The sequence below is a fragment of the Vibrio sp. M260121 genome (genome assembly GCF_036533715.1).
Lineage (GTDB): Bacteria > Pseudomonadota > Gammaproteobacteria > Enterobacterales > Vibrionaceae > Vibrio.
In genome coordinates this window covers 21,547-41,246 of record NZ_JATABF010000034.1, presented here as the reverse complement: position 1 = coordinate 41,246, position 19,700 = coordinate 21,547, and the positions used below count along the sequence as shown (strand labels likewise).

The 19,700-nt window shown below is 46.6% G+C and carries 25 protein-coding genes; 11 read left to right on the top strand and 14 right to left on the bottom strand.

Translation table 11 applies throughout. The features are described from left to right. Window positions 1–18: 18 nt before the first annotated feature. Together QTO06_RS17465 and QTO06_RS17460 are read right to left on the bottom strand one after the other, a co-directional pair. The gene (locus QTO06_RS17465) at window positions 19–270 is read right to left on the bottom strand and encodes a TIGR03643 family protein (protein WP_331409124.1); all 252 of its coding nucleotides are present in this window, start codon (window positions 268–270) and stop codon (window positions 19–21) included. Between the two features lie 129 nt (window positions 271–399). Next, window positions 400–819 (bottom strand): VOC family protein, encoded by a 420-nt coding sequence (locus QTO06_RS17460; RefSeq protein WP_331409123.1) that lies wholly within the window; start codon window positions 817–819, stop codon window positions 400–402. Window positions 820–1,019: 200 nt separating this feature from the next. On the opposite strand from QTO06_RS17460, the gene QTO06_RS17455 reads away from it, so the two are divergent. Both QTO06_RS17455 and QTO06_RS17450 read left to right on the top strand, forming a co-directional pair. Continuing rightward, a complete protein-coding gene (locus QTO06_RS17455; protein WP_038891045.1) occupies window positions 1,020–1,481 on the top strand; it encodes an ecotin family protein in 462 nt (153 codons plus the stop codon). Next, complete coding sequence (locus tag QTO06_RS17450; protein WP_039974345.1) at window positions 1,478–1,786, top strand: MliC family protein; 309 nt, start codon at window positions 1,478–1,480, stop codon at window positions 1,784–1,786. The genes QTO06_RS17455 and QTO06_RS17450 overlap by 4 nt, the downstream gene beginning before the upstream one ends. A 410-nt stretch (window positions 1,787–2,196) precedes the next feature. On the opposite strand, the gene QTO06_RS17445 is transcribed toward QTO06_RS17450, so the two are convergent. From QTO06_RS17445 to QTO06_RS17425, 5 genes are all read right to left on the bottom strand, one after another. Next, window positions 2,197–2,688 carry a VOC family protein gene (locus QTO06_RS17445; RefSeq protein ID WP_005428296.1) on the bottom strand — a complete coding sequence of 164 codons (492 nt, stop codon included), beginning with the start codon at window positions 2,686–2,688 and terminating at the stop codon, window positions 2,197–2,199. 155 nt (window positions 2,689–2,843) lie between these two features. Continuing rightward, entirely contained in the window at window positions 2,844–3,782 is a 939-nt protein-coding gene (locus tag QTO06_RS17440) for a LysR family transcriptional regulator (RefSeq protein ID WP_331409122.1), read from the bottom strand. A gap of 212 nt (window positions 3,783–3,994) precedes the next feature. Continuing rightward, window positions 3,995–4,312: a DUF4144 family protein gene (locus QTO06_RS17435; protein WP_331409121.1), complete on the bottom strand. Its 318-nt coding sequence runs from the start codon at window positions 4,310–4,312 to the stop codon at window positions 3,995–3,997. A 149-nt stretch (window positions 4,313–4,461) separates the two neighbouring features. Next, entirely contained in the window at window positions 4,462–4,998 is a 537-nt protein-coding gene (locus QTO06_RS17430) for a DUF924 family protein (protein ID WP_331409120.1), read from the bottom strand. A 61-nt stretch (window positions 4,999–5,059) separates the two neighbouring features. Next, window positions 5,060–6,907 (bottom strand): M3 family metallopeptidase, encoded by a 1,848-nt coding sequence (locus tag QTO06_RS17425; RefSeq protein ID WP_331409119.1) that lies wholly within the window; start codon window positions 6,905–6,907, stop codon window positions 5,060–5,062. A 242-nt stretch (window positions 6,908–7,149) separates the two neighbouring features. On the opposite strand from QTO06_RS17425, the gene QTO06_RS17420 reads away from it, so the two are divergent. Further along, window positions 7,150–7,521, top strand: a complete 372-nt coding sequence (locus QTO06_RS17420; RefSeq protein WP_331409118.1) for a hypothetical protein — start codon at window positions 7,150–7,152, stop codon at window positions 7,519–7,521. Window positions 7,522–7,531: 10 nt separating this feature from the next. On the opposite strand, the gene QTO06_RS17415 is transcribed toward QTO06_RS17420, so the two are convergent. Next, a complete protein-coding gene (locus QTO06_RS17415) occupies window positions 7,532–7,666 on the bottom strand; it encodes a hypothetical protein (RefSeq protein ID WP_258070912.1) in 135 nt (44 codons plus the stop codon). Between the two features lie 130 nt (window positions 7,667–7,796). Between QTO06_RS17415 and QTO06_RS17410 the strand changes: the two genes are divergently transcribed. After that, the gene (locus tag QTO06_RS17410) at window positions 7,797–9,485 is read left to right on the top strand and encodes an amidohydrolase (RefSeq protein ID WP_331409117.1); all 1,689 of its coding nucleotides are present in this window, start codon (window positions 7,797–7,799) and stop codon (window positions 9,483–9,485) included. Between the two features lie 58 nt (window positions 9,486–9,543). Here the strand turns inward: QTO06_RS17410 and QTO06_RS17405 are convergent, their stop codons facing one another. Next, a complete protein-coding gene (locus QTO06_RS17405) occupies window positions 9,544–9,717 on the bottom strand; it encodes a hypothetical protein (protein ID WP_009706819.1) in 174 nt (57 codons plus the stop codon). 237 nt (window positions 9,718–9,954) lie between these two features. Here QTO06_RS17405 and QTO06_RS17400 point away from each other — a divergent pair, with 237 nt between their 5' ends. Together QTO06_RS17400 and QTO06_RS17395 are read left to right on the top strand one after the other, a co-directional pair. Next, window positions 9,955–11,088: a sugar diacid recognition domain-containing protein gene (locus tag QTO06_RS17400; RefSeq protein WP_331409116.1), complete on the top strand. Its 1,134-nt coding sequence runs from the start codon at window positions 9,955–9,957 to the stop codon at window positions 11,086–11,088. A gap of 148 nt (window positions 11,089–11,236) precedes the next feature. Continuing rightward, window positions 11,237–12,370, top strand: a complete 1,134-nt coding sequence (locus tag QTO06_RS17395; RefSeq protein ID WP_331409115.1) for a glycerate kinase — start codon at window positions 11,237–11,239, stop codon at window positions 12,368–12,370. A gap of 112 nt (window positions 12,371–12,482) precedes the next feature. Here QTO06_RS17395 and QTO06_RS17390 read toward each other — a convergent pair whose 3' ends face one another. Then, a complete protein-coding gene (locus QTO06_RS17390; protein WP_331409114.1) occupies window positions 12,483–13,919 on the bottom strand; it encodes an aminotransferase-like domain-containing protein in 1,437 nt (478 codons plus the stop codon). Window positions 13,920–14,029: 110 nt separating this feature from the next. Between QTO06_RS17390 and QTO06_RS17385 the strand changes: the two genes are divergently transcribed. From QTO06_RS17385 to QTO06_RS17375, 3 genes are all read left to right on the top strand, one after another. Further along, complete coding sequence (locus QTO06_RS17385; protein ID WP_331409113.1) at window positions 14,030–14,947, top strand: DMT family transporter; 918 nt, start codon at window positions 14,030–14,032, stop codon at window positions 14,945–14,947. A 62-nt stretch (window positions 14,948–15,009) separates the two neighbouring features. Beyond that, entirely contained in the window at window positions 15,010–15,297 is a 288-nt protein-coding gene (locus tag QTO06_RS17380) for a hypothetical protein (RefSeq protein ID WP_331409151.1), read from the top strand. A gap of 338 nt (window positions 15,298–15,635) precedes the next feature. Then, window positions 15,636–16,163 (top strand): hypothetical protein, encoded by a 528-nt coding sequence (locus QTO06_RS17375; RefSeq protein ID WP_038891027.1) that lies wholly within the window; start codon window positions 15,636–15,638, stop codon window positions 16,161–16,163. Between the two features lie 96 nt (window positions 16,164–16,259). Here QTO06_RS17375 and QTO06_RS17370 read toward each other — a convergent pair whose 3' ends face one another. Continuing rightward, on the bottom strand, window positions 16,260–16,688 hold the full coding sequence (locus tag QTO06_RS17370; protein WP_005435347.1) for a MarR family winged helix-turn-helix transcriptional regulator: 429 nt from the start codon (window positions 16,686–16,688) through the stop codon (window positions 16,260–16,262). A gap of 10 nt (window positions 16,689–16,698) precedes the next feature. Continuing rightward, complete coding sequence (locus QTO06_RS17365) at window positions 16,699–17,340, bottom strand: cytochrome b/b6 domain-containing protein (RefSeq protein WP_331409112.1); 642 nt, start codon at window positions 17,338–17,340, stop codon at window positions 16,699–16,701. Window positions 17,341–17,472: 132 nt separating this feature from the next. Between QTO06_RS17365 and QTO06_RS17360 the strand changes: the two genes are divergently transcribed. Next, complete coding sequence (locus QTO06_RS17360; RefSeq protein ID WP_020195147.1) at window positions 17,473–17,916, top strand: c-type cytochrome; 444 nt, start codon at window positions 17,473–17,475, stop codon at window positions 17,914–17,916. Between the two features lie 69 nt (window positions 17,917–17,985). Beyond that, on the top strand, window positions 17,986–18,645 hold the full coding sequence (locus tag QTO06_RS17355; RefSeq protein ID WP_331409111.1) for a hypothetical protein: 660 nt from the start codon (window positions 17,986–17,988) through the stop codon (window positions 18,643–18,645). A 14-nt stretch (window positions 18,646–18,659) separates the two neighbouring features. On the opposite strand, the gene QTO06_RS17350 is transcribed toward QTO06_RS17355, so the two are convergent. Both QTO06_RS17350 and QTO06_RS17345 read right to left on the bottom strand, forming a co-directional pair. Next, entirely contained in the window at window positions 18,660–19,109 is a 450-nt protein-coding gene (locus tag QTO06_RS17350) for a GNAT family N-acetyltransferase (RefSeq protein ID WP_331409110.1), read from the bottom strand. 74 nt (window positions 19,110–19,183) lie between these two features. Beyond that, a complete protein-coding gene (locus tag QTO06_RS17345; protein ID WP_122069258.1) occupies window positions 19,184–19,684 on the bottom strand; it encodes a GNAT family N-acetyltransferase in 501 nt (166 codons plus the stop codon). Between the last annotated feature and the right edge of the window lie 16 nt (window positions 19,685–19,700).

Sequence of the window (19,700 nt, the reverse complement as noted above, 5' to 3'; positions counted from 1 at the left end):
TGAACTTGGCCGAGAGGCTTAACGTTGTTTGTACTGCGTTGGGCAATAGCCTCTATTCACGTCTGGTGAGCGCAGTATTAAGTGCTTGGTGCTGCGTCCAGTTACACGTTGTCGCCAAAGCTTGAAACTGCGGGGTTTGAGGTGACGACGCATCAGGCTGATAACGCCATTTTCGTTCAGGCCGAATTGATGCTCAATGGCTTCAAACGGGGTTCTGTCTTCCCATGCCATTTCTATGATTCTGGATAGTGCGTCGTCGCTGAGTGTCATGGTGTATTCCTAATCAGGGTTGCCTATTTAAGCTTAGGAACACACATACGTAATCAATGGCGAAACGGTTTAATTGGAAGCCGTTTTTAGCCGATAAAATGAGGAGATAAAGTTAGGAATAGCAACGAGTTATTTCTGTGGTTTAAGCTCGACCACATTGCCTTCTGGATCTTCTAAATACACGGAGCGACCGAAGCCCTGTGCGCCATATCGTTCGGCAAACTCTTCAACGTGGACGTTATGTTGATGGAGATATTCAAGCAACTCAGACTCTTCAAAAGGCGCAATTTGCAGGCAGAAATGGTCGAGGTTGCGTCCATCTTGGCTTGGCGATTTGCCACCTAACTTGCCGAGTTCACTTTCAACCGTCACCAAATCAATGATGGCAGTGCCAGCACGTAACTGTGTAAGCCCTAAGTCGGGCAACTCCCGCTCGATAGGGCATCCCAATAGATCTCGATAGAAACAGAGCATCCCATCGAGATTATCCGTTCTCAATACCACATGGTCGAGGGCTTTGATTTCAATGGGGTTACGCTGGTTTGCCATGACGTGTTCCTTTTTCGAGCATTGAGAAAAGTATACGCACTAAACCAGCAAGCTGATCGCCAGAGCCAGCATGACTACGCGCGTTTATTTTGCTAAGAGCGTCGTAATTGTGAGAGCCAGCCTTAAATCCTACCGTGCTCTCACATTAAATCAGAATTCCCCATTACAATATGCCTATCCATATGAAAAAGGAAAAAACGATGAAAGCAGTTTGGTTGGCCGCAGGTGCATTGGCACTGAGCGGATGTTCGGCAATGAACTCAGCAAATGATGTATCTCGCCCATCAGCAGAGATGTTCCCAGAGATGGAGAACATGACGAAGCACGTTTTCTATGTAGACCCAGCAAGCAACGAAGCAGATAAGCGCGTTGAGCTTGTGGTAGGCAAAATGATGGAAACAGACTGTAACCGTGTTTCTCTTGGCGGCAGTGTAAGCGAGCATTCGCTAGAAGGCTGGGGCTACACTTACTACCAAGTAGACGCTTCTCCAGCGGGTGGCATCTCTACGCTTATGGCTTGTCCTGAAGATATGGAGAAGGTTGAGACTTTCGTTCAAATGCCAACACGCGACCTTTACCGTTACAACAGCAAGCTTCCTGTTGTGGTTTACGCGCCAGCGGATTTGGACGTGAACATTCGCGTTTGGGCTCCTGAAGAATGATCGCTAAGCAGGCAAAAATCGCATTGACATTAGGTGGTTTGCTTGCGCTTGGTGGTTGCGCCTCGACCGCGCCGGAGTATCAATACCAGTGTGACGACGGCCATCAGTTCGCTGCTAGCTTTGATCAGGAAAAAGCGCTGATCACCGTTGATGATGGGAGAGAGATTGAACTCAAACAAGTTCGTTCAGCCTCTGGCGCAAAATATATGTCTGATGACCAAATGCTAGTTTTGCACACCAAAGGTGACGAAGCGATTTTGATCGTCAACGAGATATCCCAAAGTGCATGTCGCGTGACGAAGTAATTGTGAAATTCAAAAGGCTTGGATGATACCAAGCCTTTTTTGTATGCACGGTTTGAAGATTGTTTTGGTTTTGTTTAGCTAGTTTGCCGTTCTGTGTTCACAACCCCCTCCAACTCCCCCTTGTATTGACATGGTTTGCTCGGCATTGAAGTTCCGCTTCTAAGGGGGAGGGTTTTCTTTGGAGTGGCGGGTTCAATCACTCTCAATTTGTCTCGTCATTCCGAGGAGCCTAGGCGACATCAGGAATCTCGCTTTAACACGCTCCGACAGCTCCTTCCCTTTGCTCTCGATGTATTTTGAACGCCGAAGCTGAGACCAAGGGGAGGTTAGGAGGGGTTGTTTCATTAAAGCTATCCAAAACAAAAAAGGGTTGGCACTAGGCCAACCCTTTCTGATTCTTAAGCATTTAATTATTCGTAATCAGACGCGTAAGTTTCTTCGTAAGTGTGTGAGTAAAGCTCGAATAGGTTACCAAACGGGTCTTCCATGTAGATCATTTGAGCTTGTTTGCTGTCGTCTTCTGGGTGGTAGCGCATGATGTCCATGCGAGCTTTACCGCCAAACTCTTCAATACGTTTGATGGTTTGTGGGAACTGCTCTTTCGCTACTTGTAGACAGAAGTGGAAGATGCCTAGGCGAGAGAAGTCTACTTCGTGACGCTCTTGACGCTCTTTCATTTCAAATAGCTCAACGCCGATGCCGTCAGACGTCACTAGGTGAGCGATGTTGAAGCCTTTGAAGCCTTCACCGAATACGGCGATACACATACGACCGATTGCTGATTCGCGCTCTTCGATAACTTTTGTGTTGTTCATTACGATGCGAAGACCAAGCGCTTTAGTGTAGAACTCTACTGCTTTGTCCATATCGCCAACCATGATGCCTACGTGATTCATTTTCATAATTCTGCTCCAAAAAACTGTGATGTTTAATTCGTGTTTCGTTTCGATGGAGGTGAGTATATGGAGAAATTTTGATTACATGAAATTATCAATAATTTTTAAGTTGATAATTTTTTGTTATTATCAATTCTTGGGCATCACTCGTTTTATTTTAGTTAGGCATAAGACTGACTGACGATGAGCTCTCTTAGCCATTTGTGGCTTGGGTCATTGTCGAGTTGCTTGTTCCAAAGTAGGAAGAACCCACCTGGTTCCATTTTTATTGGGAGCGGTTTGATCACAATGTTCGATTTACCTTCGAACTCGCGGATGCTTTTGTAAGGGTAAGTCAGTATCAAGTCGCTCTTCTCACACAGTTTCACCGCGCTGGAAATGTCAGACATATTGACGGCGTTGTCGATGCGCAAGCGTTGTATGTCGAGCACCTCATGTAATAACCAGCTGGACACTCCGCCAGTGATGACTTGGATATGGCGGTACTTCAGGAACGCGTCGAGATTCCATTCTTCCTCTAATGCTGGGTGTCCTTTTCGCAAGATGCACGCCGAAGTGTCACGCATCAGTTCTGCGTAATTCAGAGTGTCAGGGATGGTATCGACATGGGTTTTAGAACGATCATCAAACTCAAAGATGCCCACACCAAAATCGATCTCTCTTCTCTGTAATCGAGTAATGCTGCTGTTACTCCAATCTGCACTTTTGATGGTTATCTTTGGCGCACTAGACAACGCTTGAGGCAGAAAACGCGGGTAAATCGTGGAGTAGGCGGTTTCAATAAGATCGATACTGAAAACGCGAGTCGAACGTTCTGGGTCAAACTCTTCAGGTTCACGAAGCTGATCAATTTGCATCAGGATTTGTTGCAGTTTGCTTTCTAATGCCAGCGCTTTTGGGGTCGGCAATAAACCTTTGGATTCTCGCTCGAATAAAGGGTCATCAAACTCTTGGCGTAATTTAGTAAGCTGTTTACTGACGGCCGATTGAGATAAGAATAGCTTTTCTGCGGTTCTGCTCACGCTGCGTTCTTGCAGTAAGACGTACAGACAAATCAGCAGGTTCATATCATTTTTGATTAAGTGGGATAGATTTATCATGATATTCCTATCGTTCAACTCAATAACGGAAGGTACATTGCCAGAAGTAATATCACCAAGCTTATTTTGGCTAGAAGTATCGCAAAGTCTGTTTTTTTAAAGAATCCAAAGGCCGAGGCGCGGTAGCTTCCCTTTTTCTGTGCAACTAAGAATCAGCGAGAAAAAGAAGTCAGTGGGTATGATGCTGTGTCGGTAACTGAGTTTTCTAGACCTTAATCAGCCAATGCTTCAACCGCTTGTTGGACAGAAAAAAAATGGATTTTGATGATGCAGCGCTGTGCTTGGGCAAACTCATGTTTTTGAATCAGCTCTGTCACTTCTTGCACGTTCAACGTTTGTGGCAAAAGGTCCAATTCCACCATGTTATTAGCACCATTTTTCAATGCAAAGCAATGACCTTGCGTATCAATCACTATATCATCCTGACCCCAAATCAACGCTTGGCATTCTGCATTAAGCTGCTCTGGTGAAGCTAAATACACCAGTTCATCGTCGCCATCGAGTTTGAGCAAACAAGGCCATGTGATCATTGCGTTACCTTAATATTTGGATTGAGTCATTTGAAGTTGAGCTCGAGCTAAACAAGCAGCATAAGGCAAGTACGATACACAAAGCCTTAAGAGAGCAAAAGGCTTTATGCATGGTGCAATAGTTCGTTTTAGTTGGCAGGTGTGCTTGCTTAAAATCTGGAACCTGGTTGCTGTAAGAATTCCACTTCTTCTACGGTGCTATCACGGCCTAAAATCGCATTGCGGTGTGGGTAGCGACCAAAGCGATCGATGATCACTTTATGCTTTAGTTCGAACTCGTAGTTCGATTCTCGCCCCAGTGCTTTGAACAGCTTCTCTGCCTCTTCATGAATTCGCTTAGATTCACTGTGCATAAATGGCATGTACAAAAAGCTGCGTTCAACGTCGGTCAATTCTTGGTCTAAGCCTAGACGAATTGCCTCTTGTGCCAAGGCAAGCGCGAGAGCATCTTGAGCGAACGCTTTTGGCGTATTGCGGTAAACGTTGCGAGAGAATTGGTCGAGCACGATGATCTCTGCCAGACGACCTTGTACCGTCTCTCGCCAGTCAAACAATTCAGATTGAGCGGCTTGCTCTAAGGTGGTGAGAAAGCGGGTTTCGATTTGTTTATCGACATCGGCGTTACTCACAAACCAGTCTTTTGGTTCCAGTTCTTCAAACCAGAAAGTCAGGATATCTTTGTACATGGTTGCTTCCCTGATAGAAAAAGAGCTAGGAGTATATAATACCCCCAGCTCTTGGTTTGGCTTATCGACCGTAAGTCTCTTGGATGTAGCGCTCAAACTGCTCACACATCTGTTCGTCTGAGACTGAGTTGCTTGCAAGCTCTTTGCTGCCATCCACCACTTTGATGCTGGCATTTAAAGACGCCATTGGGGCACGTTCACGAGTTTGCAGTGAGGTAATTTTCTTCTGCTGAACTTCCCACGCTTGTTCTGGCGATAGGTTACACACATCTGCTAGATACTTAGCGTTAAAGCCCTCACCCGTTAGGCTAACGATAGTCTCGTTGTGCGATAGGTGGTTACCCGCATGCCAGTAATGTTTCGCCAGTAGCGGACCAATCTCTGGGTTGTCAGTCAGGTAGCCAAACTTGTCGAGGAAGTAAGCGCGAGTCTGGTAAACCGCCATGTGTGCTAGCAAGTAACCGTGGTAGGCACACGCTGCTTCATCAGACAGAAGGTGTGGAATTGCCATCAATGGGCGTGGGCTGCATTCCAAACCAAGAATTTGCTTTTCACAATCGCGTGCCAGCTTAGTGATGCGTTCTGGCGTCAGCTCTTCATCGCTTAATTGGTAAAGCGCACGTTCAAAATACGGTACAACCAAAATGCTGCGCTCTTCGTACGCTTTGAATGGCTGGCGGCTGTTGATCATCGCTTGGATGATCTCATCCGGTACTGGGTTACCTTCTGCGTCCAACGCGTATTGTTTTAGCCAATCGGCATCGGTCAGCAGGCTGTCACAGAACATGGATTGTGTTTCTGCGTATGCCATGGAAGTTGGTGCGAACTCTTGAGAGAAACACGGCGCGTTCATCTTCACGTTAGCGAAGTGCGCAGCGTGACCACCTTCGTGGAACAGAGTATTGATGCCATCGTAGCCGCTGCCAACTTGGTCTGGTTTAGCGTTACTGGTGAAGTTCACCTGCGCGGCAACCCATTCGCCTTGGTTGTAGAACGATGGGATAGGACCATGGCAGAAACCGTTCGGGTATTTGCCTTTGCGATCAAGCAGGTCTAGCGTCAGTTCTGCGCCTGCATATTCGATGTTAAGACGACCGAATGATTCCACCCAACGACGTAGCGACTTTGAGAACGGCACGTACGGGTCAAGGTCACGCATGACATCACCCGCGAACGAGTACACAAAGTTGTAGCCAGTCAGTGCGCTTTGACCTTTCTGGTCAGCAAGGTTTGCCAAGCTGTTTAGGTGGGCATCACGCGTGCGCTGTTCAAAGTCATCTAAGATGCTGAACAGTTGTTCTGAGCTCATCTTTTCTGTCTTCTTCACTGAGTAATCAAAGAAGGTTTCGTAGCCCAAAGAACGTGCGAATTGATTACGCAGTTTGATCAGCTCAATAAAGCCGTTTTGCAGCAACCATTGCTCAAGGTCGAGCAGAGTTTGGTGCGCAGATTGACGCACTTCTTCGTGATTATTGGCGCGAATGGTCGAAGACAATACTGGCAAAGAGCCCTCGGTTTGTTCACCGTTTTCATTGGTAAACGTCAGAACGTGATTTTGCTTTTTCTCGAACAACTCGGCTTCAAATGCAATCAGAGCATTCTTTTGTGCTTGAGCTTGCTCGCCTTCAATTGCATGCGATTCAAACGTTGCCAACCAGCCTTGCAGACCAATTTGCGTTTGCTGTTTCTCTTGTGGGTCTGCAATTGTTTCAGCCGCTTCAAGTTGCGCTTTGATGGCTGAGATTTGCTCGGCGTTACTTAAGAAATTGGTCCAAGCGGTTTGTGCTTTTGTTGAACCATCGTGGTCGTCGCTGATGCCCATGTACGTCTCCCAAAAGAAATCTTCTTTGGTGCGATGGATAGCGAGGTAACGTTGGTTTAGGTCGTTTAGGTATTCCGTTGCAGTCATTTTGATCCTTCAAATGTTTGCTTTATTGAGGTTTTTATCGTCATTGATTATGGCATGCATAAGCAGCAGAAAGGAATGCGAAATCCATTTGCCATGTTTATGGCTTGTAAACAGGAATTTACCGCACTTTTTACATGTGCAGACGTCAGTCACAAAAATTTTCCGTTTTTGATTAGTAATGGCCGTTCTCTATTTATAAAATTCGGTCTTTCGCAGTGGTGCTGAAAGTAAGGAAAACAATAATGAAAACAAGAATCGCAGCTCTAACAATGGGGCTAACCTTGGTGGGATGTTCAGCGACAATACCAACCAATGACCAAGTTTTTAATATCGAGGAAAACTGCGCCGTCATTATGAGTGAAGGAGTGACGTCAGAAGAACGTTGGAGCGCTTACAACAAGCTTATTGAAAGCTATGGCGACCATTATGTCTCTGATAAGAACCGTTTGGAATTGGCTCGATGGAACTCATTTCGCCAAAAACTGATTCGCGATGAGAGTCATCAATTACTCAAAGAATTTATTGAAGTGAGTGACTGGGGCTGCGCAAATGGCAATTACCTTGAAGAGATGTACTTATTTGTGAAGGAAACACAAGCGAGCAAATCAGAGTAAGACCTGCGCCTTACTCGTCTTCATCCGATTCTTGATGCTGATTGATCTCTTTGCCACACCCTAAACATTGGTTTGAGAGGTCGGTTGGCATCATGATGATCAAACCACAATGAGGGCATAAATCGCCTTGGTCGTATCGTCGCATTGTCCACCTTTTTATTATATGGTCTACTGTTCTGTAATTTTAAACCAACCCCACAGAAATTACGACATCAACAGCAAACTAAACCAATTTGCATATACTCAATGTGTTAGCGAATACAACGGAAGGTGTCATGTTAACTCCTCATAGACTGATTCTTGGTGCTGCGTTGCTGCCTGTATTTGGCGCGTGGGCGAATGCTGCTGAGCAAACCGCAGACGTGGTGTACATCAACGCTGGTATTTATGGTCATCCAAAAGCAGACGCTGTTGCCGTGCATGATGGGCGGATTGCTTTTGTTGGCGATAAAGCCAAGGTACAAATGTGGGTTGGTGAAGGTACTGAGGTGGTGGATTTGACTGATACCTACTTGTTGCCGGGTTTTGTCGATAACCACAATCATGTGTTTGAGGCGGCTTCCGAAGCAGGCGGTACGTGCTTGTTGCAAGCTGGCACCTTGTTGGATGAGCAAATCCCACAACTGCAAGACTGTAAAGAGTTTGTCCAAGATGGCGAATGGTTGATGGGGTACGGTTTTACGCTTGATGCGACCTTGTCAGAAGAAAACCAGCGCACGCCTTTGGAAGTGATCGATGAGGTATTTTCTGATACGCCGGTGGTGTTAATGGAGCAAACCTCTCACTCTATGTGGGTTAACTCGGTTGCGCTGAAAGCGGCGAACATTGATAAAAGCACCCCCGATCCAGAAGGTGGTCGCATTCTCAAAGATCCGGATACAGGTGAGTTGAATGGCATCTTGCTCGATAACGCCGGTGATTTAGTGATGGAACTGGCTTGGAACAGCATGAGTGCGCAATTTGCGGTGAGCTACCAAGGTTTGTTGACTGGATTAGAAGAAGCTGCGCTTTACGGTATTACCACAATTGGTGATGGGCGAATGTACTGGAAGCGAGGTTGGTTTGAAGTGTGGAAGGAGAGTGAAAAACGAGGCGATTTGACCGCTCGTGTCTCTTTACGACCATGGATCTATCCGACTGACAGCATGGACTCTCAGCTGTCGTATTTGAAAGGTATTCAGTCCGACGATACTTCTCGCTTATTGCTGGTGAACCAAGTCAAAATGTACAGTGATGGCATCTTCATCAATGGTACTGCCAAAACGCTTGCGCCTTATCTTGATACTTACCTGCCTGATTCCCCTTATGGGCTGAATTACATTTCGCCACAAGCGATGCCCGAATGGCTAAGCAAGCTCGATAAACTCGGTTACAGCGCTCACATTCATGCTATCGGCGACGGTGGTATTCGTGAATCACTCGATGCGATTGAGAAGGTGCGCAGTCTGGGCAATCAGCGACGTTACACTTTGACGCATGTCGAGTTGGTGAACAGCAAAGACGTGCCAAGGTTCGCCAAGTTAGGTGTCACGGCAGACTTTCAAGTTGGTTCCGATTATGTGGCTTATCATGCTCACCAATGGGCAGAAGCCTTCTTGGGTGCTAAGCGAGCCAGAGCCTTGATGAACCTTCGCGCGCTTTATAATGCCGAAGCTAACGTGACGTTAAGCAGCGATTGGAATGTGCATGATTTGAACCCATTGGTTGGTATCTCCAATAGCTTGGTGATGGGCGAAACCGGATTGCCAAACGTCTCATCCGCGATTGACGCCTACACGATTCATCCGGCTTACAGCTTGGGTTTAGAAAAGGAAATTGGCTCAATCGATATTGGGAAATCGGCAGACTTTGCTGTGTTGGATCAAGACATCACCCAACTGAAAGCGGAAGACATCGCCCAAGCTCGCGTCCTCATGACGGTGCTGAGAGGGGAAGTGGTCTACGAGCAACTGGATGACGAATAAGCCGAGCGATAACTCACTCGGCTGAAAGGTTATTGTCTTGTTGAAGCGTATTTAGAGACTATTGCTCAGGGTATTCACCCATACCTTGCGTTTGCCCTTCTGCTTTCCAATGCTCGCCTGGGTCAAAGGCTTCATCGCATAGATCAACGGTGTAGCCCATTTCGGTTATTTCTTTCAGGGTGAGGTTGTCAGCAATTTTGGCAATGTCGCCCGCCTTGTTCCGCAGTTCCATGGCTTCCCTCCGGTCACTGTTTGGTTGTCGGTTCAAGTCGCGCCAAGCATAAAAACTTGGGTGGCTCGGTTATAAGTATAAGCAGTGATGAAGGATTTTATCGGTTAATAGCCATAATTTATTTAAGGTTAATTGGTCGGTATAACACTTTGGCTTCGATACCGGTTCAATATCATGGCGATAGAAGACAAAGTGTGATTTATTGACGTCTCAATCGTGGAGATTTTAGGAACGGAAATGGTGATTCTCGACCACACACTCGCGCAGCAAATCGTCGATCGCACCATGTCGATCATTGGTCATAACATCAATGTGATGAACGCGGCAGGAACCATTATTGGCAGCGGCGATGCTGAGCGTATTGGTCAAAAGCACGATGGTGCAGTGCTGGCGCTGAATCATGGTGACTCGTTAGAGTTGGATGAGCAAAGTTGCCAATCACTGCAAGGCGTGAAACCGGGCATCAATATGCTGCTGCACTTTAAAGGTGAAGTGGTGGGCGTGGTGGGTGTCACTGGCAAACCTGAGCAAATCCGAGCGTTTGCTCAGTTAGTGAAGATGACAGCGGAACTGACGATTGAACAAGCTTCGCTGGTGGAGCAATTGCAATGGGATCGACGCCATCAAGAAGAGTTTGTTTCAGCATGGTTGAACCAACAACTTAGTGACTCCGAGTTGCACGATTGGGCGCAGCGTCTTTCCATCGATTTAACAACACCACGAGTCGCTATCGTGATCGAGCTTAAAGCAGAGAATGCTCCCGTTAGTTTGAACAGTGTGCGCGGCGTGGTTGATGTGTTGTATCGCTCTGAAGATAAGCCGTTGGTGGCGATCATGTCGATGAATGAAATTGTTGTTCTCAAGTCTTTACGTTCTTCTTCTTCGAATAGCGACCAAATTGTGCTTGAGGGTATTCAGCGCCGCTTAACGGCCAATCAGATTGATGATGTCCGTCTCGCGATCGGGCAACGTTTTGATCGCGCACAGCAGCTTCCTCTCTCCTACCAAAGTGCCAAGCAGGTGCTTGCTGTTGGTCGTCGCTCTCATCCAGAACAAACCATGCTGGGTTTCTCTGAATATCGCTTACCTGTGTTACTCGCCCCATTAGCCGATTCTTGGCAAGGTGAACAACTCGCTCAAGCGATGGCGACTTTGGTTTCGGCAGACAAGTCTGGACAGTTGATAAAAACTTTGGAGGCGTATTTTCAAGCCAATGGTAACGCCAATGACTGCGCTAAGGCTTTGTATATTCATAGAAATACCTTGAGATATCGTCTGGATAGAATCAGTGAAGTGACGGGCATCTCGACGCAAGATTTTACGGGATTGACCGAGCTGTATATCGCAAGCCAGTTAAGAAAGCTAAATTAGCTAGTTGTGCAAATGCACAAAATAATTCAAGCATAGTCAGTATTGTTTGGATGTTTGACTAAAGAATATGCCAAGTTTTTAAGTGAGAATAGCCACATTGATGACCTGCGACTTGTCGCTCGCAGCGTGCTGTTTTCAGGAGAATGAAATGAAAGTTGTGATTGCCCCAGATTCGTTTAAAGAGAGCTTGACCGCCAAACAAGTGAGTGACGCGATCAAGAGCGGTTTGTCTCGTGTTTGGCACGATGCAGAATTCGTTACGGTACCTGTTGCTGATGGCGGTGAAGGGACAGTTCAATCTTTGATTGATGCGACTGAGGGCGAGCAGGTTTTCGTGACCGTAAAAGGTCCACTTGGCAATGATGTGAAGGCGTTTTATGGCATTCTAGGTGACGGTGAAACCGCAGTAATCGAAATGGCAGAGGCAAGTGGTTTGCACCTTGTGCCAAGTGAGCAACGTGACCCGAAAAACACCAGCAGCTTTGGTACCGGTCAGTTAATTCTAAATGCGCTTGATCGCGGTATTCAACGCTTGATCATCGGCTTGGGTGGCAGCGCAACCAATGACGGTGGCACGGGTATGCTGGCGGCTTTAGGTGTTAAGTTTCTAGACAGTGCAGGTCAGCCAATCACTCCTAACGGTGGCGGTTTAGTTGCGCTAGCAAGCATTGATGTGTCTGGGCTTGACGCTCGCTTAGCGGACTGCGAAGTGCTGGTGGCATGCGATGTGGACAACCCATTGTGTGGCGAGAAAGGCGCGTCAGCGATTTTTGGCCCACAGAAGGGTGCGACGCCGGCGGATGTGGAGCTGTTAGATTCTGCTCTAAGCAAATACGGTGAACTGACAGAGCAAGTGACAGGCAAGCATGTGCTGACTCAAAAAGGCGCAGGCGCTGCCGGTGGTATGGGCGCGGCGTTACTTGGTTACCTACCTGCACGACTTAAGCCGGGTATTGAGATTGTGCTAGAAACCGTAAAGCTCGCAGAGCACGTAGCAGACGCTGATATTGTCTTTACTGGCGAAGGCCGTATTGATCACCAAACTGTGCATGGCAAGACACCAATGGGTGTGGCGAAAGTGGCGAAAGAATATGGTTTGCCTGTCATTGCCCTGGCAGGCTGCACAGGTGATAACTTCCAAGCCGTCTACGAGTGTGGCATTGACGCTGTATTTGTATGTGTACCACGCGCAATGAGTTTGCCAGAAGCTTTGCAAGAGGCGAATGTGAACCTTACAAACTTGGCCGAAAACGTAGCCAGATTGTGGCAATTGCCTCGCTAACAATCCGTGTTTGGTTGAGCAGCTAGCTCAGAGAGCCCATATCAAAGCTTCCCAATTGCGGAGGCTTTGTTGTTTCTGGTACTGAATGCTTGGAACGAAACGTCTAGAGCGACTATTTGGCGTGTTGAGCAATCAGTGTTGCCAGCGTTTCCATCGCGGGGAGCCAGTTTTTCTCCGCTCCAAAGTTCGCCACGCTAAGACGAATACAGTTTTGATACTGCCCCTGCGTGCCAAATACCGAGCCGGGCAGAATACTGATTTTGCGTTCGTTACAGGCTTGATAAAGCGCATAGCTGTCAGCCTTGGGCGGCAAACGTAACCAAAGCAAGAATGAACCTTGTACTGCATTGATTTGATAGCGGTTCTTTAGCTCAAAGTGCGCATCCAAGCATTGGTTGAGCATCTGCAAATATCGTCTCACGTTGGCTTGGTAAACACGGCACATACGCGCGGTGTGAGTGCGGTACTTGCCTGAGGTTAGAAAAGTGCCCACCGCCGATTGCATCAAGTTCAAACTGCCCATGTTTTCACATAACAGATATTGCTCGACTTGAGCGCGATAACGTCCCGCTAGCATCCAACCAATACGAAGGCGTGAATCGAGCGTTTTCGATAACGAGTTGACGTAAATCACTCGTTGCTTCTCGTCTAATTTGCGTAAGCTTGGCAAGGGTTTGTCGTAACTCAACGCACCAAACACGTCATCTTCAATGATTGGAATATCTCCAGAAACCTTAAGCAATCGTTCACGTCTTTCTAGTGGCATCATTGAGCCAGTTGGGTTGGTGAAGTTTGGCGTGACAATAATGACTTTGATCTCCCACGTTGCCATGGCTTTTTCTAACGCATCTGGATCCATACCATCACGAGGGCAACTAGGGATCTCGACCACCTGTAAACCGAGGGATTCGAGCATCAACAAGTTACCGAAATAGCAGGGCGATTCCACCGCCACAATATCTCCAGTCTGTGTTGTTGCTCTAAGGGCAAGACTGATCGCTTGCTGTGCACCATGGGTGACCAATAGATCATCCACGTTTGCCGGCGTTCCCAGATCTTGGGTGATCTTCGCCAGTTGTTTGACCAATAAGTCATCACCCGGTGGCAGTTGATAATGGCTGGAAATATGACTTTGTTGGCGACTCTGACGGCCAATTTCGGCATACAAACTTTTGATGGCTGGCGCATCAATATTTGGGTGTGCTGAACCTGTCGGAAGCAGCTCTTGATACTCGGGGTAAGTGAGTATTTGTTTGCACACCGAGAGCAAGTCCACGCGCGTAGGCTTAGCGATCTTGGCTTCATGTCGCTCAGTTGGCTTTACTCGATAACCGGATTTTGGCACCGAGTAAACCATGCTTTGTGCTTCTAGTTCCTGATAAGCGCGGATCACCGTGTTCTTGCTTACCTTGAGTTCAGTGCTCAATTGACGGATGGAAGGCAACTTGTCGTCTGGCTGATAAACCCCATTGCTGATCGCTTGTTTGAGATGCTTCTCGACGATCAAATACTTATTGGCATCAAGTGTACTTGCTAAATCTGTACCCATAAAAACACTTCCATCTGTCACTTTTTGAAAACACTGTACCTAACTACATTAGCAACATTCGAGATTTAAAAACATTCAAGATTTAAAAATAAGTAGAGTGAGGGTGAATCATGTTAATCAGAGCCATTCCTTTTGTATTTGTGATCCTTTGGGCTTCTGGATTTGTTGGTGCACGATTTGGTTTGCAGTACGCCGAGCCTGCGACCTTGTTGTCGATTCGCATGTCGTTCAATGTCCTGCTGTTCCTGGTGATTATGGCCTTTCTGCGCCGTCGTATTCCAACGGGAAAAGACTTTTGGCACAGCTGCGTTGTCGGGATATTGATTCACGGCTTTTACCTCGGTGGGACGTACTTTGCTATCAGTTTAGGGATGCCAGCGGGCTTAAGTTCGCTATTAGTCGGGATACAACCTATTTTAACGGCCGTATTGCTGGTGGCGTTCGCTTCTGAGCAGTTCAAACCATCACAGTGGATTGGTTTGTCCTTGGGTTTTGTCGGTATCGCTATGGTGCTTATGGGTAAGATGGAGTGGCAATCCGATTTGCACAAAACCTTAGCGATTGGTGTGTGCTTGTCGTCGCTGTTTGGTATTACGCTTGGCACTTTGTATCAAAAGAAATATTGTCAACAAGTGGATATGGTAGGCGGCGCGACCGTGCAGTATTTAGCTGCATTGGCCATGTTCCTGCCAATCGCGATGCAGTTTGAAACCATGCAGGTGCAATGGACGACGGAATTCATTCTTACCTTAATCTGGCTCGTGGTTGTGCTGTCCTGTGTGGCGATTCTGTTGCTGCTGTACATGGTGAAGAATGGCGCGGCATCGAGTGTTGCTTCGGTGTTCTACCTTGTGCCTCCGACCACGGCGCTTCAAGCTTGGTTTGCCTTCGGTGAGTCGTTTGATTGGATGGGCATTATTGGCTTTGTATTAGCGGCGACGGCGGTCTACTTAGTGGTGAAAAAGCCTGAGCTACCAATGTTTAAATCAAAGGTTGCAAAGCAGAAACGTAAAATATACCTAAATTAGGTAGGGACATTTGCGTGCCAGAGAGTACAATCCGGCTCCTTACATGTTTGTGGAGTCGGATGATGACCGTCAAGCCAGATCGAATGAGCGCGATGCGCAATATCATTGAACAAGTGAAAGCAGAATTGCCGATTTATGAATCGGAGACCTTTGTTTGCGGGCCAGAGGGACAATGCATTGGTTGCCCTAAAAAATTGTTGGAAATGGTAGATTCTGAACTGAGCTATTGGGAATCTGCAATGGATCGCGGTATTACGCCTCAGTTTGATGAAATCCGTCGATTCGGCAAAATGTGCACTAGCGTACGCCGAGGCTTAATCCGCAATAACGTGCCGCTGCTCAACGCCTAATCCAATCGGAATAAAAGTGAAGTAAACGATATTTTTAAATACATCAAAAGTACTAACTAATATCAATTCTTATTTTAGAAATAGTCGCTTACAGGTCTTTGGCCTGCGTCAAGGCTTTGAATTCAGTCGAATTTTTACGCCGCTTCTACTGCTTGTTTCAATGTAATTTGGCGGTCACTCTCAAGTTCTCGATTCCCTCGTTTTTTCTTATCATTTGCGCGTTTCTCTGCGTAATTTCAGCGATATATTGGCTCGGTTCTCACATGGATGTGGGAGCGACCCCCTATCATCTGTCTGTATGCTGAGAGTCAAAAGTGAAAACAAAAGGATTTACGTTGATGGAAATCACCATCGTCTTAGCAACCTTGGGTTCCATTGCTCTCGCCGCCTTGCCAATTCTGCTCGATATTAACCGTCAAGCTTATGTTTCTATGCTGCACAGTTCGCAGTCTTCTCTGGGGACGTCTCTTAAGTTCTTCCATGCCAAAGTGATGATTGATGATGCGCAGGAACGTCGACAAATGACGTATATTGATCATCAAGTGAACATGTTAAGTGGGATGCCAGAAGCAAGTGCAAATAGCATACGAGCGTTGTTAGAGATTGGTCTGCCTGCCAAAGGCAACTCACCCATTGATAAGCCATGTAAAGGCAGCGACTTCTGTATTATGGGGAATCAATTCCCAAACAGTGCCCATTTTGTCACGATTCCGGAGTATCAGTTCGCTGATCATTCGGGATTAGATCGTGTGGTGTATATTTGGCCGCAAGGGTACACCTTGGAACGTGAAGCGTGCTATTTCTATTACGTTAATCAAGCGTCGACTCGCTCGGTGGTAAGAGGGCATGTTACAGAAGGTTGCTAGACATCAAGTAAACTGACGTGAGTAGAAAAGTACAAAGCCCCAAGTGCAGAACTTGGGGCTTTGTTTATTCTTAGGTTGGAAAAACTTAGCGAAGCGCTAAATCTCTGCGACCAACTTTTTTAGCAAGCGAAGCATCTCTTTTTGTTCTGCTGGCTCTAGCGGGCTCATCAGCTCTTTATTAACAGCCAGTGGAATTGGCACCAAGGTTTCTTTGAGGCTTCGTCCCTCTTCCGTTAGATAAATACGGAACGAGCGGCGGCTGTTTGGATCGGGATGGCGCTCTACCAAACCTAACTTCTCCAACTTGTCTAAGGTACGAGTCGTGGTTGAGTTTTCTACCTTAGATTTCGCTGCGATATCGCGCTGCGTCACGCCTTCTTCTTCCCACAAACACATCATGGTCGGCCAAAGTGCAACGGTAAGTCCGTGCTTTTTGAGCTCGGCTTCAAATCGCTTCGCTGCATCGTGTGCAACGACATTGATCATCCAGCCAAAGCTGTCTTGTCTGTCAAACTGTTCGCTCATTTTCTTACTCTTATGATAAAGCAACGATTGCCATGGTAACCAATGTTGCAGCAACTAGCACCCCTAAAGCACGGCTTTGCGGCGCGAGATAGACAATTTTCTGTTCCGTGATGAGCGCTTGCTTGTTCATTAGGGTTTGTTTACCTGTGATCATCGCTTTCAACAAGGGTTTACCTCTTAGTTTATAGAAAAGGATCGCACCAAGATGTAAGGCGATCAGTAAAGGCAAAAGATCGGCCAAGGTCAGGTGTAACCACTCAAGCCCTGCAAACACGTTGTCGTTAAGCCAAACATCGGAATATGGCCACGTATCGAATAACCCGCCAAGCGCCATTCCCGAGATACATTGAAGCAGCAATGTCGTTAGTAATGCCGCCACCATCCAGCCGCCTGCAGGATTATGACCCACAGTCGCCGCCGATTTACCTTTTAAGTAAGTAATGACACCTTTAGGTGAGCGGAGAAACTGTCGAAACAAACTGGTTTCGCTGCCGATAACTCCCCAAGTCAATCGCCATAACAACAAAGTGAATAACGCTAATCCCAATTGAACATGGGGGCCCTTGCTAGACAATCCAGACGCCATCAAGGCTATAAACAGTAGGGCTTGAGCCCAGTGATAAAGTCGCGTTGCTAAATCCCAAATTTTCATAATTACCTCGATCTTTTCTCGGTGTGATGATCTTCTTTACGGTAATTTACACAACAATGGTTGCGTACGCAATGGTTGTTGTGTAAATTTATTTGCAACCACACAGCAATAACGAAAAACCAGGAGAACGAAATGAAAAAGACTTTGGCACTGATTGCACTTTTACCGACCATCTTTGTATCAACAACAGTGTTTGCCCAAGATTTCAGCGCTCAAATCGAAACGCGTCAGAATGCATTTGAGCAAATAGAGTCCCTGTCGAAACAAGCCGATAAAACATTGAAAGGCAGCAATACCGATTGGCACGCGCTAGAGCAGATTGGTGTTGAGCTCACTCGCCACAGCGCACAACTGCAACAAGCGTTTCCAGAGGGAAGCCAAGCTGAGAGCAAAGCGAAGAAAGAAGTGTGGAGCAAACCAGATAACTTCAATCGCTTGATGCTTCAAATGGATGAAGGGTTTGCACAGTTGTATCAAGCTGCGCAGAACCAACAAGTTTCATCGGCTGAGGCAGGACTTAAGCAAGCTCAGAGTACTTGCCGAAGCTGTCATCGTGCATACCGCAGTCGTTGGTAATCAAGCGATCCACAACATTGAATTTATATTGAAGCAAAAAAGAAAATCGTTAATTGAAAAGGTAACCTTATGAAAAAACTCATTCTATTAAGTACGTTGACTGTGGCTTCTTTCTCTAGCTTTGCTGCTGATTACGGTGTGGAACTGGCTTGGAACACCAATGATTCGGAACAGGTTCTCAAAACACTGCCAGAGCAGAAAGCGGCCTTTAGCCAACTGATCGAACAAGGTGATGTGAAAGACATGTTTGTTTTACCAAGCAGTATTGATGGTAAACCAGTACAGATTCTGCGTTTCGTATTGTCGGCAGATAACGAGGCGGAAGTTGCGACTAAATTGCAGGACTTACCTATGTATCAGCAAGATTTGGTGAAGATCGCGAGCATTCAACCACTAGGCGCCAAATGGTTAGACAACACGCCAGAAAGTGATAACTACAGTGTGACGTTGCGTTGGAAAGAGGGCATTGAGGCGTTAGAAATGGATCGTGTATTGGGTGTCGATCTGCAGCGAGTGATCAGCTTGAACAACTCCGGCTTAGTCACGTCGTCTTACATCAATACCCAAGTGTTGGAGAATGGTGTTGAGCGTCCGATTTACTCCGTCGCCGTATTGGCGAAAGATGCCCAACAGGCGCAAAACCTGATGTACTCTTTTGAAGCGGTACAGCTTGGGTATGCGACTTTTGAAATTGAATTCTTGGGTAAAAAGTTGGATATGAAAAGCTAACTAAGCCTTTATGTTTAAAGGTCTAGATACAGACGTAGCATGTCTTTGTGCTGGATACCGTTCTCCCAAATTGGTTCTGGGTAGTGGAGTAAGAAGTGATCTTTATCCACGCTCTCTACCCTGAAACCCAAGCGTTGATAGTAAGTCAGTTGGTAACCAAACGTCCCCGTTCCTAATATCAACTTTTGAAAAGATTGGTCTTTTAACTGTTCAATGGCAAATTGCAATAAATCTGAGCCAATACCGCGTTGTTGATGCGTAGGTGCGACTGAGACGTTCATGATTTCAGCCTGCGTTTCTGAAAGCGGAAGCACCAGGCATGCTCCGACGATCTGGTTCTCTTCCACCGCAACAAAACTCAATGAGTTTGCAAGATAGCGATTAACGTTGTCTTGGTCTGGATCTGCTTCTAATAGCAAAGCCATCGGGATTTGATTTGGCGATAAGGGTTTATATTCAATCATCACAAGTACGCGGTAAATATTGGGTTCCGATCAGTATATCGCAAAGGCAATGTGGTCTTGCTACTAGAATCAACTTACGGATGCTTTAAGACCATTTTCTGACTCATCAGATATTTGCCGTTAGGCAATAGCACTTCACCTAACTCGCCACAATGCTTGAAGCCAAACTTCTCATATAAAGCAATCGCAGGGTGGTTGGTTTTGTAAACATTCAAAGCAATAGTGTCATAGCCATATTGCCAACCGCTTTGAATGGCGGTGGTGAGTAGCTTTTTTCCTAACCCTTGGTTTCGATAGTGGCGGTCAATATGAATGCCGAGAATGCCCGTTTTAGCGAACTCACCTCCTTCGTAGCCACACATTTCGGCCGGGAAGATTTCGATACTGCCAACTAGGCGTTTTTCATCGAAGGCCACAAATTGGGGAATGGATTCTTTTTCCACACGAGTGATTACCTCCCTCAGCATCGTTTTGTCTGGCGCTGGCGAGCGTAAGTATTCTCCTTCCTCATAAACGCGATTCCAGAGCGAAATAAAGTGGTCAATGTCGTTGACGGTAATCGGTCTAATCTGCATTCATCTTCCTTGATTG

Excerpts from the sequence above, each read along its gene's own strand:
- QTO06_RS17465 (WP_331409124.1), bottom strand. The coding sequence starts at position 270 with ATGACACTCAGCGACGACGCACTATCCAGAATCATAGAAATGGCATGG.
- QTO06_RS17460 (WP_331409123.1), bottom strand. The coding sequence starts at position 819 with ATGGCAAACCAGCGTAACCCCATTGAAATCAAAGCCCTCGACCATGTG.
- QTO06_RS17455 (WP_038891045.1), top strand. The coding sequence starts at position 1,020 with ATGAAAGCAGTTTGGTTGGCCGCAGGTGCATTGGCACTGAGCGGATGT.
- QTO06_RS17450 (WP_039974345.1), top strand. The coding sequence starts at position 1,478 with ATGATCGCTAAGCAGGCAAAAATCGCATTGACATTAGGTGGTTTGCTT.
- QTO06_RS17445 (WP_005428296.1), bottom strand. The coding sequence starts at position 2,688 with ATGAAAATGAATCACGTAGGCATCATGGTTGGCGATATGGACAAAGCA.
- QTO06_RS17440 (WP_331409122.1), bottom strand. The coding sequence starts at position 3,782 with ATGATAAATCTATCCCACTTAATCAAAAATGATATGAACCTGCTGATT.
- QTO06_RS17435 (WP_331409121.1), bottom strand. The coding sequence starts at position 4,312 with ATGATCACATGGCCTTGTTTGCTCAAACTCGATGGCGACGATGAACTG.
- QTO06_RS17430 (WP_331409120.1), bottom strand. The coding sequence starts at position 4,998 with ATGTACAAAGATATCCTGACTTTCTGGTTTGAAGAACTGGAACCAAAA.
- QTO06_RS17425 (WP_331409119.1), bottom strand. The coding sequence starts at position 6,907 with ATGACTGCAACGGAATACCTAAACGACCTAAACCAACGTTACCTCGCT.
- QTO06_RS17420 (WP_331409118.1), top strand. The coding sequence starts at position 7,150 with ATGAAAACAAGAATCGCAGCTCTAACAATGGGGCTAACCTTGGTGGGA.
- QTO06_RS17415 (WP_258070912.1), bottom strand. The coding sequence starts at position 7,666 with ATGCGACGATACGACCAAGGCGATTTATGCCCTCATTGTGGTTTGATC.
- QTO06_RS17410 (WP_331409117.1), top strand. The coding sequence starts at position 7,797 with ATGTTAACTCCTCATAGACTGATTCTTGGTGCTGCGTTGCTGCCTGTA.
- QTO06_RS17405 (WP_009706819.1), bottom strand. The coding sequence starts at position 9,717 with ATGGAACTGCGGAACAAGGCGGGCGACATTGCCAAAATTGCTGACAAC.
- QTO06_RS17400 (WP_331409116.1), top strand. The coding sequence starts at position 9,955 with ATGGTGATTCTCGACCACACACTCGCGCAGCAAATCGTCGATCGCACC.
- QTO06_RS17395 (WP_331409115.1), top strand. The coding sequence starts at position 11,237 with ATGAAAGTTGTGATTGCCCCAGATTCGTTTAAAGAGAGCTTGACCGCC.
- QTO06_RS17390 (WP_331409114.1), bottom strand. The coding sequence starts at position 13,919 with ATGGGTACAGATTTAGCAAGTACACTTGATGCCAATAAGTATTTGATC.
- QTO06_RS17385 (WP_331409113.1), top strand. The coding sequence starts at position 14,030 with ATGTTAATCAGAGCCATTCCTTTTGTATTTGTGATCCTTTGGGCTTCT.
- QTO06_RS17380 (WP_331409151.1), top strand. The coding sequence starts at position 15,010 with ATGACCGTCAAGCCAGATCGAATGAGCGCGATGCGCAATATCATTGAA.
- QTO06_RS17375 (WP_038891027.1), top strand. The coding sequence starts at position 15,636 with ATGGAAATCACCATCGTCTTAGCAACCTTGGGTTCCATTGCTCTCGCC.
- QTO06_RS17370 (WP_005435347.1), bottom strand. The coding sequence starts at position 16,688 with ATGAGCGAACAGTTTGACAGACAAGACAGCTTTGGCTGGATGATCAAT.
- QTO06_RS17365 (WP_331409112.1), bottom strand. The coding sequence starts at position 17,340 with ATGAAAATTTGGGATTTAGCAACGCGACTTTATCACTGGGCTCAAGCC.
- QTO06_RS17360 (WP_020195147.1), top strand. The coding sequence starts at position 17,473 with ATGAAAAAGACTTTGGCACTGATTGCACTTTTACCGACCATCTTTGTA.
- QTO06_RS17355 (WP_331409111.1), top strand. The coding sequence starts at position 17,986 with ATGAAAAAACTCATTCTATTAAGTACGTTGACTGTGGCTTCTTTCTCT.
- QTO06_RS17350 (WP_331409110.1), bottom strand. The coding sequence starts at position 19,109 with ATGATTGAATATAAACCCTTATCGCCAAATCAAATCCCGATGGCTTTG.
- QTO06_RS17345 (WP_122069258.1), bottom strand. The coding sequence starts at position 19,684 with ATGCAGATTAGACCGATTACCGTCAACGACATTGACCACTTTATTTCG.